The sequence below is a fragment of the Bacillus sp. BACIII genome (assembly GCF_057836745.1).
Window position 1 is genome coordinate 1,767,439 of the sequence record NZ_CM174437.1, and the last position, 13,419, is coordinate 1,780,857.

At 46.9% G+C, this 13,419-nt stretch carries 21 protein-coding genes; 1 reads left to right on the forward strand and 20 read right to left on the reverse strand.

Going from position 1 to position 13,419, the window contains the following annotated elements; genetic code table 11:
- Positions 1-12: 12 nt before the first annotated feature.
- The 20 genes from ACXN9U_RS08280 to ACXN9U_RS08375 all read right to left on the reverse strand — a co-directional run bounded on the left by ACXN9U_RS08280 (position 13) and on the right by ACXN9U_RS08375 (position 12,870).
- Positions 13-459, reverse strand: a complete 447-nt coding sequence (locus ACXN9U_RS08280) for a phage tail assembly chaperone (RefSeq protein ID WP_003154836.1) — start codon at positions 457-459, stop codon at positions 13-15.
- 75 nt (positions 460-534) lie between these two features.
- Complete coding sequence (locus ACXN9U_RS08285) at positions 535-978, reverse strand: phage tail tube protein (protein WP_003154837.1); 444 nt, start codon at positions 976-978, stop codon at positions 535-537.
- A 1-nt stretch (position 979) separates the two neighbouring features.
- Positions 980-2,377 carry a phage tail sheath family protein gene (locus tag ACXN9U_RS08290; RefSeq protein WP_045925721.1) on the reverse strand — a complete coding sequence of 466 codons (1,398 nt, stop codon included), beginning with the start codon at positions 2,375-2,377 and terminating at the stop codon, positions 980-982.
- Positions 2,377-2,586 (reverse strand): YqzN/YkzM domain-containing protein, encoded by a 210-nt coding sequence (locus tag ACXN9U_RS08295; protein WP_016936445.1) that lies wholly within the window; start codon positions 2,584-2,586, stop codon positions 2,377-2,379. The genes ACXN9U_RS08290 and ACXN9U_RS08295 overlap by 1 nt, the downstream gene beginning before the upstream one ends.
- Positions 2,583-3,029, reverse strand: coding sequence for a hypothetical protein (locus ACXN9U_RS08300; RefSeq protein WP_016936446.1), 447 nt, complete (start codon positions 3,027-3,029; stop codon positions 2,583-2,585). The genes ACXN9U_RS08295 and ACXN9U_RS08300 overlap by 4 nt, the downstream gene beginning before the upstream one ends.
- Positions 3,026-3,529 carry an HK97 gp10 family phage protein gene (locus tag ACXN9U_RS08305; protein ID WP_060963010.1) on the reverse strand — a complete coding sequence of 168 codons (504 nt, stop codon included), beginning with the start codon at positions 3,527-3,529 and terminating at the stop codon, positions 3,026-3,028. Before ACXN9U_RS08305 ends, ACXN9U_RS08300 begins: the two co-directional genes overlap by 4 nt.
- Complete coding sequence (locus ACXN9U_RS08310) at positions 3,526-3,882, reverse strand: DUF3599 family protein (RefSeq protein ID WP_060963011.1); 357 nt, start codon at positions 3,880-3,882, stop codon at positions 3,526-3,528. The genes ACXN9U_RS08305 and ACXN9U_RS08310 overlap by 4 nt, the downstream gene beginning before the upstream one ends.
- Positions 3,879-4,262, reverse strand: coding sequence for a protein YqbG (yqbG, locus tag ACXN9U_RS08315; RefSeq protein WP_016936449.1), 384 nt, complete (start codon positions 4,260-4,262; stop codon positions 3,879-3,881). Before yqbG ends, ACXN9U_RS08310 begins: the two co-directional genes overlap by 4 nt.
- Before the next feature lie 16 nt (positions 4,263-4,278).
- Positions 4,279-5,214, reverse strand: a complete 936-nt coding sequence (locus ACXN9U_RS08320) for a phage major capsid protein (protein WP_007407274.1) — start codon at positions 5,212-5,214, stop codon at positions 4,279-4,281.
- 26 nt (positions 5,215-5,240) lie between these two features.
- Positions 5,241-6,086 (reverse strand): XkdF-like putative serine protease domain-containing protein, encoded by an 846-nt coding sequence (locus ACXN9U_RS08325; protein WP_060963012.1) that lies wholly within the window; start codon positions 6,084-6,086, stop codon positions 5,241-5,243.
- 19 nt (positions 6,087-6,105) lie between these two features.
- Positions 6,106-7,542 (reverse strand): phage portal protein, encoded by a 1,437-nt coding sequence (locus ACXN9U_RS08330; protein WP_060963013.1) that lies wholly within the window; start codon positions 7,540-7,542, stop codon positions 6,106-6,108.
- Positions 7,543-7,545: 3 nt separating this feature from the next.
- The gene (locus ACXN9U_RS08335; protein ID WP_060963014.1) at positions 7,546-8,844 is read right to left on the reverse strand and encodes a PBSX family phage terminase large subunit; all 1,299 of its coding nucleotides are present in this window, start codon (positions 8,842-8,844) and stop codon (positions 7,546-7,548) included.
- The gene (locus ACXN9U_RS08340; RefSeq protein WP_016936453.1) at positions 8,841-9,638 is read right to left on the reverse strand and encodes a terminase small subunit; all 798 of its coding nucleotides are present in this window, start codon (positions 9,636-9,638) and stop codon (positions 8,841-8,843) included. The genes ACXN9U_RS08335 and ACXN9U_RS08340 overlap by 4 nt, the downstream gene beginning before the upstream one ends.
- Positions 9,639-9,752: 114 nt before the next feature.
- Positions 9,753-10,262, reverse strand: a complete 510-nt coding sequence (locus ACXN9U_RS08345) for a sigma-70 family RNA polymerase sigma factor (protein ID WP_060963015.1) — start codon at positions 10,260-10,262, stop codon at positions 9,753-9,755.
- A gap of 112 nt (positions 10,263-10,374) precedes the next feature.
- On the reverse strand, positions 10,375-10,578 hold the full coding sequence (locus ACXN9U_RS08350) for an XtrA/YqaO family protein (RefSeq protein WP_045925401.1): 204 nt from the start codon (positions 10,576-10,578) through the stop codon (positions 10,375-10,377).
- Complete coding sequence (locus ACXN9U_RS08355; RefSeq protein WP_060963016.1) at positions 10,568-10,909, reverse strand: hypothetical protein; 342 nt, start codon at positions 10,907-10,909, stop codon at positions 10,568-10,570. Before ACXN9U_RS08355 ends, ACXN9U_RS08350 begins: the two co-directional genes overlap by 11 nt.
- Before the next feature lie 97 nt (positions 10,910-11,006).
- Positions 11,007-11,174, reverse strand: coding sequence for a hypothetical protein (locus tag ACXN9U_RS08360; RefSeq protein ID WP_095240868.1), 168 nt, complete (start codon positions 11,172-11,174; stop codon positions 11,007-11,009).
- Positions 11,174-11,974 (reverse strand): ATP-binding protein, encoded by an 801-nt coding sequence (locus ACXN9U_RS08365; protein ID WP_060963017.1) that lies wholly within the window; start codon positions 11,972-11,974, stop codon positions 11,174-11,176. The genes ACXN9U_RS08360 and ACXN9U_RS08365 overlap by 1 nt, the downstream gene beginning before the upstream one ends.
- The gene (locus ACXN9U_RS08370; RefSeq protein WP_060963018.1) at positions 11,874-12,701 is read right to left on the reverse strand and encodes a hypothetical protein; all 828 of its coding nucleotides are present in this window, start codon (positions 12,699-12,701) and stop codon (positions 11,874-11,876) included. The genes ACXN9U_RS08365 and ACXN9U_RS08370 overlap by 101 nt, the downstream gene beginning before the upstream one ends.
- Positions 12,691-12,870, reverse strand: coding sequence for a hypothetical protein (locus ACXN9U_RS08375; protein ID WP_047475424.1), 180 nt, complete (start codon positions 12,868-12,870; stop codon positions 12,691-12,693). The genes ACXN9U_RS08370 and ACXN9U_RS08375 overlap by 11 nt, the downstream gene beginning before the upstream one ends.
- 190 nt (positions 12,871-13,060) lie before the next feature.
- Here ACXN9U_RS08375 and xre point away from each other — a divergent pair, with 190 nt between their 5' ends.
- Positions 13,061-13,399, forward strand: a complete 339-nt coding sequence (gene xre / locus ACXN9U_RS08380; RefSeq protein ID WP_060963019.1) for an HTH-type transcriptional regulator Xre — start codon at positions 13,061-13,063, stop codon at positions 13,397-13,399.
- Positions 13,400-13,419 lie beyond the last annotated feature (20 nt).

A 13,419-nucleotide genomic window follows, 5' to 3' on the forward strand; every position in this document is an offset into this window, starting at 1 on the left:
TCCCATCTTTTATCAGTTTTTTGCTTCTTGCTCCAGATCTTCTAATTCATCTTCAAAACCATTGATCTCAATCGCTTTATTCAGCCAATTTGCATATTCGCCGCCGACGGAAAGAACGCGTTTTGCGACTTCGACCGGATCTGCCGTTTTGTAGGCATCACGGAGCTCCTTAGACCGAAAATCAGGGTAAATCGTAGATTCAACTGCGATCCGCGCATAAAAACGCTGGCTGTCTAAGTCTTTTACGCGGCCTCTGCCTTTTACATTTTTATAAGTCGTGCTTTCCTTTTCCAGTTCATCAATGCGTTCCGTCGTAATGGCTTTAAAAATAAAAGGCACGATGTTTCCTTTTTTATCGACAAAACGCTTTGAAAGCGGAACGCGGATCTCCTCAGCCTCGACTGTTTTACCCGGCATAAAGAATGACAGATCATATACTTGTTCGTTTTTTTCGCTCATGATGAAAACTCCCTTACTCTTTTTTTTATAAAAAACAGGCCTGTACAAGGCCTGTTTCATTCATACTGATTTTGATTAAAACGTTTCAGAAAGCTTTTCCGGCACATCGAAATCTTCAAAGGTAAACGGCACTTCTTCTTCAAGCGCCTCTGAGTCTACGTCCAGTCCGGCGATTTTTGCAGAATCAAAGTTGACGTCATACAGGGTGACGCGTTCTGTTCCGCGCCCTGATGATTTGTCATCAAGAACGGCTTGCAGCGTAAAATACGGGTCGCTGCCTTTTTTCACGTAATCCATCATAAGCACAGCGAATTTGGATGTGACTTTATAGAACGTCGCCGTGCCCGTTCCGTTGGCGCCAGTCGTTTTATGCCCCGTCATGCGGCGTCCCATGATGTTTACTTCTGATTTATTTTTTTCTACGTTTGCTTCAAAGGTTTTAATATGCGCCATCTCTTCTCCATCGAGAAATAAACGGCCTTCTTTTCCTGAAATTGTGTTTTGCGCTTTTAATGCCATCTTAGTTTACCTCCACATTAAAGTAGAATTTTTCTGCTGCATCCACAGGCTGCACGGCGAGATCAATTAAAAAGCCGTCGCGGTCTTCATTAAGGCCGATTGTAATGTCTTTATCTGAATCAAAGTTAGCGATGCCGCCCGCATCCTGAAGCGTTGTCAAATATTGAATAATCATCGTTTTGACGAATTGAAGGCCGTCGTTTGTCGCAGGAAGATCGCTTCCGGTGCCTTTTTTCGATTTAATTAAGGCTTTCAGTTCACGTGTCAAATCGTTATTCACCGCATCAAGCACACGGACGATTTTATTTTTCGCGAACTTTTTGTTTTTCTCTGCCGTAAATGTCACCAATGAGTTGATATCTTTTTCAACGCTGACTGACTTATCACGGGCGTCATAAGAGAAAAGGAATTCACCTTTGGAAAGGCGTTCGATCACTTCATCATGAGTCAGACGATGCAGCACATCGACCGCGCCTTCGTATTCAACGAAAGTTAAGGATTGGTTAAATGCAGCGCCGGCACTTGCGCCTGCCACCCACGCGGTCGCATCTTCAGCTTTAATTTCGGTTCCGTCTTCAAGCAGGACGCCCTCAGTCACATTGATGATACCTTCGTAATCTCCGTTGTAATGGGCAGTCACCCCTTGCACTTTCTGTCCCTGCGCATCGCGAAGGCGTTTAATGAATGCGGCAAATGTCGCTTTCAGCTGATCGTTATCCGCGACAGGAAGAGCGATGACATCGAAATTCTCCGTTTCAGCCGCAGCTAAAAAATCCGTATAGTCTGAGTTGACCGGCGCTTTATCAGTTCCTCCCGCAAGACGGATGCCTGCCTGCGGATTTAACGTTTCTCCGGACTCCTCGTCAGTGCCTGTCAGCGGGATGGAAGCCGACAGCTCGCCCGTTCCCGTGAATGTGACATAGCCGTTTGCTTTTAATTCTTCGGCTTTTTTCACCGTTTGTTTGTCAACTTCCGCTTCATCCATGTATGTGGTCACATCGAAAGCAGTCTGGTCAAGGACGTTCTCACTGATGCGGATGATGATGTCATTTCCTTTTGAACCGCCGTACAAAGCGGTTGCTTTTACACCTTGCGAAAGATCGGCGCTCGCTCTGATTCCCTCTGTCAGACGGTACATCAAAACGGTTTTTGCTTTCTTTTTCGCCTCGCGCAGCAGAATCAGTGACGGATCTTCAATACTGAGCCCTACTTTTTTATTCAAATCTTCAATGCTTGAAATAGAGACGAATGTTTTCGCTTCCCCCCAGTTAGATGCGACGGGAAGGGCGACAATCCCCCGTTCACCGATTGTGACCCGCTCTTGGGCAGTTGTCTTAAAGTTAAAATAGATCCCGGCACGTTCTTTTTCTTTTCCTTGCGTAAATGTTCCGCCGTTCATTATTGCATGACCTCCTTGGTTAAAAATGCTTGAATGTAAGTCTGGGCTTGCGCTTTTGTCATTTGTTTCTGCTTCACGCCGAATAAAGCCCCCTGGAGAATCTCAGGTTTTACGCCGAAAAGCTCCTTTGCGTGCTTTGTTAAATCCGCCGTGTCAAAAAGAACGGCTCTTTCTGCCGTTGCGGCGTTTTTCTTTTTATGTTCTTTCACTTTTGTTTCACCCCGCTGTTAATGTCCACATCCCGCAGTGCGGGAGATGTTTGTTTCTGATAGTAGTAGCGGCTCGTCCAGCGGATGGTGATCACTGCCTCGCCTTTGTCTCCGACTCTTGTTTCGATACGGCTGATGCGGACGAAATCACCCGTATCCTCTCCTGATTCCGTAAGCAGCGGAATGATCTGTCTTGATTCTCTCACCGCATCAGCGATCCGGTCGGCTGCAGAGAGCGCCTGCACCGAGTCAGCATGAAACAGCTTCACATTCAGACTGTATGTCTTCTTAAAGGTGGAAACTGTGTCATTCTCGTCAAAAACATACGGGGGCGGGATGTAAAGGGACGGCACCTGAAATTGTTCAGGCAGTTCATTTTCATATACGGGCACGCCGCACTGCTGATACAAAAAAGCGGCGATTGAACCGGTCTCGCGATTCATCCGTTATCTCCCCCTAACGTGCTGAGCCACTGATTGAAGCGCTTGTCCAGCGAACCGGCAAAGATTGTTTCATACATAAGAAGGGCTTTGTCCCAAAACCCATTCCCGCTGATCCACTGTTTTTTAAGGGCCATTCCGGTTGAAGCTGACGGATCATAGATGAACCGGGAGCCTTGAAAATACCCGGGCACCCATCTGACATTTTCATCTGAGACGGTCCAATGTCCGTCATTTATGAATGAGGCATACTCTACATTGGTGCCGATTTCAAGGGTCAGTCCCCCGTTTTCAATGATCCATACATGATCCTGCGCTCCTTTTCGGAAGGAAGACAGCAGGTTTTCTGTATCAATCCCTCCCGAATGCATAAGCTCCTCCCGTACCAGGTCGAGAAAATCCTCCCCTGATTGTTCCAGCCATCGGCCAGCCTGACGGGCAAATTCTCCGGATGATGCCTTTTGCAGCGACCGATTCCATTTTTCCAGGCTCTTTTTGCTCATAGTCTGTCATCTCTCACAGCGATGGCCTCCCAATGGTGCTGTCTTGCTTTCTTCGGCATTTCCAGAATATACGCCTGTCCTTCCCAAATGATTTTGTCATTCACACGCACTGCAGCCTCTTTTGGAAAATGAACGAGAAACCGCTGATATACTTTATGATCAGGCGCAAGCTGAATAAGCCGCTGCTGTTTTTCAACAAACAGGCACGGCACTTCTTCAGCGTCGGGAACGTCCGGATAAGTAAAAACAGGCTGGAGCTTTTCAGCGGGAATGCCGAAGCGCCCGGCCTTCGGAGCTGACACCGTCTCATGATAAATATCGCATCTGTCAGTGAGCAGCCGTTCATAGCTCATAACGGTCTCACCTTAGCGCTTATAGAAACCGGGGAATAGCCCGGCGCGATATATTCACAGAGCAAATGGTATACCGCCGGTTTTCGGATTCCGCCTTCACCAGACACTGTATAGGAATAGTCGCCTATCTTTTCAGATTGATAGGCGGAAGCGGCGGCTTCATTCTGATTGATCAGCGCAAAATATTGAGAAAGCTTTAATAACGCAAGCTTAACCTTCTCGGGAAGCGGTGAGTAAACAGGATCAGTGAACGAGTGCCCCGCCATTCTGGCCGCTTCCGCTTCCGCCTCCAGAATGTCCTGTATAAGCAGCGGCTCCGGCCTGTTTTTGACTTCATCATAAACTGAATATGAGACAACGTCAGACGGCTGAATTAACATAACTGCCACCCCCGGCTTATTCTTTAACGTTTACGATTTTGGCGCTTGCATCTTCTTCTTCAAATTTGCTGTCAAGTTTAGCCGTCAGTACGATAATAAATTTGCGGCTGCGGATATCTTTATCTACTTCGATTCTGATATTCCGTGAAAAACCGAGAATGATATTTTTCGGATGAGTCAAAATGATGTCAGACGCATCGTACTGGGAATCACCTTCCCCGACTGAGTACGGCTGCAGGTTGGAAACCCCTTTGACCGGAACGCCGAATGCTGAGGATAAACCGCCCTGCACCGCAAGATCACCCAGGTTGGTCTGACGGTCAGCCACACGGTCTTTCCATTCAATCTCCATGCCTTGAGACGTGTAAAATCTGAATTCCTGAGGCAGGCGTAAATATTTTGCCGGAATGGCTTTTAAACCTTTTTTAAATGTAGCTCTGGACAGTTCTTCCCCGTTTCCGTCGATGACGTGAGACACAGTCTGTTTACGGATTCCGTCAAGCTGTGCCAAATACGGATCAGAAGAAGATGTATCGCCGTTTACGACAAGCTCCTCAATATCGACTGCCGCCCGCTCCGCCAAAATCTGCATGATCGTCTGCTGCAGGCCGTCTTTTTCAATATTATTTTCAAGCGTGTCATAGGTGATATTAATTTCCGCAATGACTTCTTTCGTATTCAGCTGCACCGTACTTGTTGCCGGGACGGTCAGCTGATCGTCAGTTAAGGCTTTTCCTTCCTCAGCGGCACGCAGAATCCGCTGGCCGAAACCGATTTTTTCAAATTTCTGCGAGTCATTTTCCATTTGAATCACACGCGATTCGCTGAAAATAGTCGGCGTGTTCTGCACCATGCGGATAAATGCTGAAGCTTGTGCGGGGTTCATTAAACCGCCGCTTTTTAAAGCGGAAAGTGACATTTCCGCCTTTCTGATGATATCTTGATTTCTCACTCTACAGTTCCTCCTTCTGACTGGGCTTAAAGCAGTCCGCTCCAAATGGATTTTTTAACAGGCTCTTGGCCGCCCGTCTCTTCTTCCGGCTGCTTTGATGCGCCTCTTACTTTTTCAAGCGCTTCAATGCGTTTAATAATCGGCGCCAGCATGTCCTCAACAAGCGTTTTCAGCTTTTCTTCATCAGACGGCGCAGCCGCCCCGTCTTTGTCTTCCGTGTTTTGGTCCAAGCTGTCAAGCCGCTTTAAAAGCGGGTGCAGCGCGTGTTCAATCGATTCTCTTACGTCTTCTTTTCTCATCTTGTTCAAGTCCTCTCCCTTGCGGTTTCTTGATTTGCGGTCACGGTCGAGAAATTGCTTGACCGCGCCGAATAAGCCGGCTTGCTTTTCTGCCGGCTCTTCGTAAACGTCAGCGGTTCCCGCCATGCTGTAGCCCGTAATGATACCGGCTTTAATCTGATCCCATACTTCATCCGAAGCTTTGGTGACAAGCACCCAAGATCCTTTCCGGATCACAGCATTCCCGATTTCAAAGTCATCCGGGGCGACGTACGACTCCACCACCTCGCCGGTCCCGCCTTCAAAATTATGATTTGTATCGATGTTGCGGGCGTCCGCCAAAAAACCGTGAGCGGCCTTTTCAATCTCTTCAGCCGTCATATAATCGCCATGGGCATCCGGGACATCCGGCTCGTAAACGATGCCGTAAACAAGCTTCTGCTCATCCGATTCGCTTTTTGTAAACACCTGCACCTTTTTTTCAAATGACGGAAGGCCTCCGGCTGCTTTTGTGAAAAAAAATTCCGTTTGGTTCGCCGCCTTATCGACATAGCTCACAAAACTGATGACGGCATTTCTCAATTCTCTCGGCACGAGATGTTTTCACCCCCTTTCAGGATTGCTCCTTTTTCCCTTTCAGCACCGGCCGGCTGTAGTACTCTTCAGGCCATTCCTCAAGCGTCTTGCCGAGCACTCTTCCGGCCAGATCACGGAGGTCATTAGGAGAGACCGCGCCGGCGGAAATAAATGGCGTAAGCACCTTCGCAATTTCAAGCGGATCGCGAAAATCAGGCCCCTTTAATGTGAGCTGTACATCGTGGAGACCCAGTTCAGGCAAAAATAACGTGTTGAGCTTATTAATCAGCGTTTTCCGCTCCGGCTGAAACACCTGCTCCTCCGTGATTTTGCGTGCCGTATCGGCTGTGGCTTTGTTGTATTCCTGCGCCTCGCCCGTATAAAGCGGCGGGAGACGAAACGCGGAGCGGAGTTTATTTCTGCTTTTGTCGTCATATTCAAGAAACAGCGCATCCTCCTGCAGAATTTCCGCAAGTGATTTAATTTCCACAGACACAGGCGTAATGTCTTCGCCTCCGTGAAGGTCTTTTTCCTTCGCAATGCCTTCCGCCTCAATCAGCAAAAATTTGTGGGCGTTTTCCACCCCTTCAAGGTCATTCATATAATCGTGTAGCTCTTTGTACGATGCTTCAGACAGCATGCCGTTTTCAACCGTAATGGCAGCCGGTACGTGGCGGCCCTGTTTGAAATACATAAAATTCAGTTCTTCCGCTTTCCGGGCGCCGTACAAGTTGACGATATTGCCGACCCAGCGCGGAATACCGTACGTGCCGCTTCCGATTTTCAAGTGAACGGCTTCATTTGCCCTGTACTTTTCAGGCAGGGTTTTTACGTATTCGCCGGTTCTCATGTCCATCATGCGGGGATCGCCGTATTCTTTGAAAAACACTTTCCGTCCGTTCAGCATCTGAACATATTTACGGAACCGTTTTTGCCTTTTAATCGTTTTGGATGCGCCGTTTTCTTCATAGGAAAACGCGACCTCAACAGGATCAGTCACACCGCATACCCGCATATGCTTTACATCCAGATATTCAATCCCCGCCGGTTTTCCCAGCCCGTCCCGGAGCACCTCGAGAAAACCGTTGCCTGTTTTTTCACGGTCTTCTATCGCATATCCGAGGATCGTCTCAGCCGATTCATCAAAATGAAGACATTTGTAAAAGCTCTCCAGCTTCATCCAGTTTTTTTCGGCCCGCTCCTTTTTGCCCGGAGAGCAATCTGAACTATTTACGTCAAAGGTATATTCCACATCGAATCCAAAACCCGTAATATTAACCCGGTATGCGTCAATGCACTGCTGAAGAATGGTCGAGTATTCGGCGATCGTTTTCAGCTCGATCAGATTATAGGGCGGTGAAATGATATCTTCTCCGTACAGATCGGCAAATTGATCTTCGTGCATCTGCCTTGCCTGCGGCGCGGCTATTTTTGATTTAATGACGGTGGCTCTAACGTTTTGATTGTTGGGCAACGTTTACCTCCTCCTTTCCCGATTCGGACGCATCCGTTTTTGCGATGACTCTTTCAGATCCGCCGCGTCATAATCATCCAGCGCGTACCAAATGGCTGAAAGTGTGTGGGGATCAATTGAAAACTCATCTTCCGACAGAGCGCCGTTTTTGTTTTTCGCATATGTTAAGTTCTGCAATTCGCGGATCGTATTTTCACAGCTGTCTGAGCAATAGATGTGTCTGAACCGTTTCAGCTTTTTCGTATACTGGAGCCTTGAGCCGGGAAATTTTTTGGCCGCGACCATGCAAAAGCCCTGCCTGCGGAAATATTGGATGCTTTTCGGCTCGGCCGAATCCGCTTTGATCAGCTCTTTTTGATCCGCCAATTCCTGAAGCTCTTCAGCTGTCTGGTCATCGGTCATTTTGTTTTTGTAATACTCCCAGAAAATATAAAGCTCTTTTTGATCGGGATCGACGGCAAGCCGGATGACCGCATTGTATGACTCTTCAAAACCGAAATCCATGCCCGTCCGAAACAGAGGGCGCCTGATGGCGGCAATCCGCTCAGTTACTTCGTTGTGCTCCAGGACCTGAAATTGCGGAAATACACGGATGCCGTTCACGCCGAACTGTCCTTTGCGGGCGATCCGGTACAAATCGGGATCGTATTGCCGTAAGCTGTCCAGCTGCTTAATATAGCTTTTCGGCAAAAACAGATTGTCGCACGCAGTGGAATGATGGTAATACGTATCTCCCTTAACGACGGTGCCTTTTTCATACAGCATCTGATCATCCAAAACGAACCGTTTTTTTTGCTCATCACGAAAAAAATGCCGGTACGTCCAATTGGAAGTGCCGACGGGATTTGTGGTGCATATCATATGAAGCGAAAGCTCGGGATGGCGCAGACGGCCGATCAGCTCCTTAAAGCCTTCATATTTCACTTCTGAGCATTCTTCAATCCAAATCAGAGAAATATGATGAATGGATTTCAATTTGGCCGGGTTGTCCATCCCCTTAAACATAATCCGGCTTCCGTTTGAAAATCTCAGCTGCATCGGTGAAGATACGGCCTTTACGGCATGTCCCAGCTCAAGCTCCTCGATAATGTCCTCAAACAAGGCAAAGGTAGAATCTCTGTGCGTATCGAAAACTTCCCGCACCACAAGCGCCGTCCGCTTTTCACGAAGCAGCTTCAAGATGATTTTCAGCGCGGTATGATAGCTTTTTGACGACCCATAGCCTCCGACGAGAAATTGGTATGTTTCATTCCAATTGAACAAATAATCTTCAAAGCGCGGGTTGACCGCTTTTTCAATCATGGCCGTTCCTCTTTCCGCGTAATGACAATGTCAATCGGCTTTTGGCTGTCTTCTGATTTTTCCAGCTTCTGCTGCGCCAGCTTTAATTTTTCATTTTCAATTTTTTGTTTAAATTGATCGGGGAAAAGGTCAAAGTACAAAGACAGCTTTTCAAGAGCCTTCATTTTGTCGGCAAGTTTGATTGCAATGCCTTCTTTCCCGAGTTTTGCCTCCGTGACGATCGTTCCGTCCAGCAGATTCGAATCTTTAACATCAACGTAGCTGATCTCCTGCATAATCGGATTATCATTTTCGTCAAAGAGCGGCCCTGATTTTCCGAAGGCCTGAACCTCTTTTTTTCCGAAGGTTACATAATCGGTAATGTCGGCAAAAGCGATTTTCACATAGACTTGAAGAACGTCCATCGCTTCGACAAACACTTTATTGACCATTTCCTTTTTCATGCGGCTGATTTCTTTGGCGACTTTTTCGTTTTTTAACAGCCTGCTTCCCGTGACATGCGCGCTTTCCGGTGAATACCCGGCTTTTATCGCAGATTGGGTGGCGTTAAAGCTTTTCACATAATAAAGACAAAACAGCCGCTGCCGTTCGTTTAACTCATCACTTTCGGCCGGGGCGATTTTCCCGCCGCTTTCCGCGTTCTTATCGAGCGCCTCGTCCCAGCGCCCTTCTTTTTTCCATCTGCCGATCGTTCTTGCGGACACGCCTGATTTGCCGGCAAGGGCGCGGTTTGTGATGCGGCCTTTATGAGACTGATAGATTGTAAATGCCTGTTCTCTTTTTGCGTTTTTCATGCTACGGCATCACCGCCACCTCCGACATGGATGTCTATAATAAAAAGCGGCTTCTTTCGGGCCGCTTTTTGTAATCGTCTGTTCACTTCTAAGTGGCAAACGTATGACAACATTTTAAGCAGGCGACTGATTTCTTTGTTCCTGCTGTTTTTGAATTTTTAGAAGCGCCCGTTTGACCGTCGTCTGTACGGTTGATTTTTTTACATTCAGCAATGCGGCGATCCGTTCATATGAAAAGCATTCCGCTTTGTGGAGCAGCAGTATTTCTTTTTCTCTTTCCGTTAAAACGGCTAATGCTTCCCGCAGTCTGATTCTGTCTTCTTCAGTCACATTCCCGGAAGGTTCGAACATCAGCGCCTGTGAATAGGTATCTATGATGCTCGGATCTTTAATCAGCATCCTCTGATAAGCGTCTCTGCGGTCTATTGCTCTTCTTATGCCGGGCTGCCGGCCTTTTTCAAGCCATTCGGTGATATATTCCAAATCTGTAATGATCGTTCTGATGATTTTTTTATCTTTCAGTTCTTCTGAAGTCAGCGCCGCTTCATCGGCTTCCCCCAGCTGCTTGTACCATTTTTTCGTCTCTTTCAGCGTGCGTTTATATTCAAATAGTAAGTCTTCCATCATAGATCCTCCTCTTTTTCGGACAAAAAAAGGACACCAACCAATGCGCAGCATATGCGCGATTGATCAGTGTCCGCAGGCTTTCCGTCTTGGACGTATTTTGTTTTCTCGATTAATTCAATTTAAAGCCGATTTCATATTCGACACGGGCCAGGTCGCCTTTTCTCGTTTCGACAAGCGTTTTGCCGTGCTCCGGCGCCTCGGCGAGCCAGGCTTCATTCTTCAGCCCGTCTACAATAATCACCCGCACCTTGCCTTCTTCCAGCTGGCTTTTTAATGTTGTATGTTCAATGTCTGACAGTTTTTTAGGATTCATGTTTTACGTCCTCCGTCTTTTTCAGGATATTCACTTCATGTATGAGGCTTTCGAGCTCATTTATGAACGCTTCTTTTTCTTCAGCACTTTCTCCCCGGAGCAGGCGGAGAGCCGTTTCGGCCGCCTCAAAAAGTTCCGGGGCTTTCGCCATCATTGCCGCGTTGATCCGCTGTGAGTATGAACTTAAGTTGAAAACGGCCGCGATAAGCCTTCCGTTTGAATAAGGAAATTTCTCTTTTTCCGCTTCGCTGTAAGCAGAATAAATGTAAATGGGTTTTTCTTCTCCGCTGTGTACGGCCCGCCATGGAGCGGGGCTGTTGTTTACTTGCAATGTTTATCCTCACTTTCCATCAGCCTCATGCCATGCTTCAATTTGCTTTTCGATCCGTTTCGCCCTGAACAGCAGGCAAAAAAGCCATTTGATATATTTATACACGTGCATCAAGCCTCGCTTTTGCGTCTTGAACCATTCGCTCAAGACGTTTAATGACCGGCGTTAAATCAGTTCCTGTTTTGCAGTTCGGGCAAGGGTGAAAGACAGCGCCGAAACTTGTTTCCGTCACAACGACCCTCTTTGGCCCGCACAGTTTACACATTATCTCGCCCCCTCTAATCTGTGGTTGACTTCGTATGGGTTTCCATTAATGATGACTAAATAATCGCTGCACATCTCATATATTCTTGTGCCCAATGCTTCATCAACCTGCACCAGCTCGTCACACGCCAGCTCACTCGAGATAAGAAGCGGTTTATGATTTAAATAGCGGTAATTCACGACGGCGTACATTTGTTCAATCTGCCAATCGGTCGCCCGAGGTTTTCCGTGCAGCGGTTTGAACAGGTCGTCAATAAAAAGCACATCCGCCCGTTTCATACGGGTCAGTTTTGTATCGAGCAGATCAAAATCATTTTTTAAATCTGTAAATCCCTCCACAAAAGGAAAATACAGCACCGGTGTCTGCTTCTGTCTCATGACATGATTGCTGAGAGCAGTCAGAAGGTGGGTTTTCCCCGATCCCGGACGCCCTAATAAGGCAATGCTGTTTTTCCGGCAGTTTTTAATCTTGTCGAAGTTGTCAGCAAATTCAAGGGCGCATTCATATGCGTCAACGATCGCCTGAGGCTTGCCCTGCGTAATAAATCCTTTGAAATCCAGCTTCCGAAAAGCGCCTGTAATCTCACTTGCGCTGAGGATGCGCTCTGCTTTTCGTTCTGCGGCGCAGCGGCACTTAACCCACACATCCATGCCGAGCTGTTTTTCGAGATAACCGCCCTGATCTTTACAGAGCGGACAGTCAAAGCGGCTTTCGTCTGATTCTTCCGGTCTGTCCGCCAGTAATGGACGTTTTCCGTTTTTCAGGTCGGCCAGTATCTGCTCGATCGTTCGTTTTGTCATGTATCGTATTCCTCTCTTTTTTTGTTGTGATTGTCCTTCCCGCAATTCGTGCATTCAAGCGGTCTTCCATAAACTTAGCGCAATAGCTGAAAGCCTTGATCGTTTCAGCTGAAGAGGTGCGCCGCTGTTCAAAAGCGGTAAAGCATTCGCCGAGCCATTTGATTGCTTCTTGTGCTGACGCGCCGAGGGAAACAATACGGGCGATGGCCTGATAATCTCTTGGCGACGGGTAAACACTCCGCCCCTCCTGTGCAGACCTTAATCTGATAAAATGGGCGGCAATGTCGTTAATCGCTTCTTCAGCAGTATGATTTTTTGTTATATCTATTTCTCTCCGGACATTTTTGTCCCGGTGATCTGCCGATATTGTCCGGTCAGTTGCTTCCGGGCGGGTCAATGTCCCTTTTTGCGAAAATCTTTTCGAGTGTTTTACGGACATGATAAGTCCGTAAGGCGCGCGGACGGTTTTGATATACTCATGCTGTTCCAAGCTCTCGAGCCACCGCCTGACGGTTTTTTCACTGACTGCGAATATATCGGCCATTTCTCTGGCTTTTATTGGCTTATGTCCGAGGACGAGCCCCCACTTGACGCCGTCTTTTACGTGTTCCTTTGTCGTTGAACTGATGAGCCATAAAAACAGCCATAAAGCGGAACCTATTTTGTCATAATGTTCAGAATTCAATAATCCGGAATAGATAAAAAACGGGTAGCTTTTACGATTCATAACGGACATCTCCGTTTTTCTTCAAACTTATATAGTGTTCATACTGCAATCGGTTATCAAATCGGAACACCGGAAGTCCGCAAGCGGTAAAAGATATCGACCCGCCTGCTTTTCCTAAACTTCTTTGGTCAGCCGGATTGCTGCTGAAACGGATGATAATCGGATGCATCTCTCACCCTCCTGATCAATTTCTTATCACTTTTCGATACATTTTGTATCCCTGTGATGTTGATTATAAACGATACTTTTCGTATCATCAAGACCTTTTTGATACTTTTTTTATCATCTCTTTATTTTGATACATTTTGTATCTATAATGATAAGTAACTTAGGGTGTTGAAAAAAGAGAGGTCGTTCGGATGATAGGCGGAAGATTGAAAAGTCTCAGAGGAAAAAAAACGCAGGAAGAAGTCGCAAATCATATCGGTGTCTCGCGCGCCAGATATTCTCATTATGAAAACGGCCGATCTGAACCCGATTATGAAACGCTGCAAAAGCTTGCGGATTATTTCAAAGTGTCGACGGATTATTTGTTAACCGGAAAAGAACCTTCAGATGAAGACATGTTTGCCGATCCCGACCTGCAGATCGCATATCGGGACATGCAGGACTTTTCACCGGAAAGCAAACAGCAGGCCATTGAATTCATTAATTATTTAAAAGAAAAAGAGAAAAACCGCAAGCCGAAACATAAATAATTCGCTCTTTTCTTTAAAAT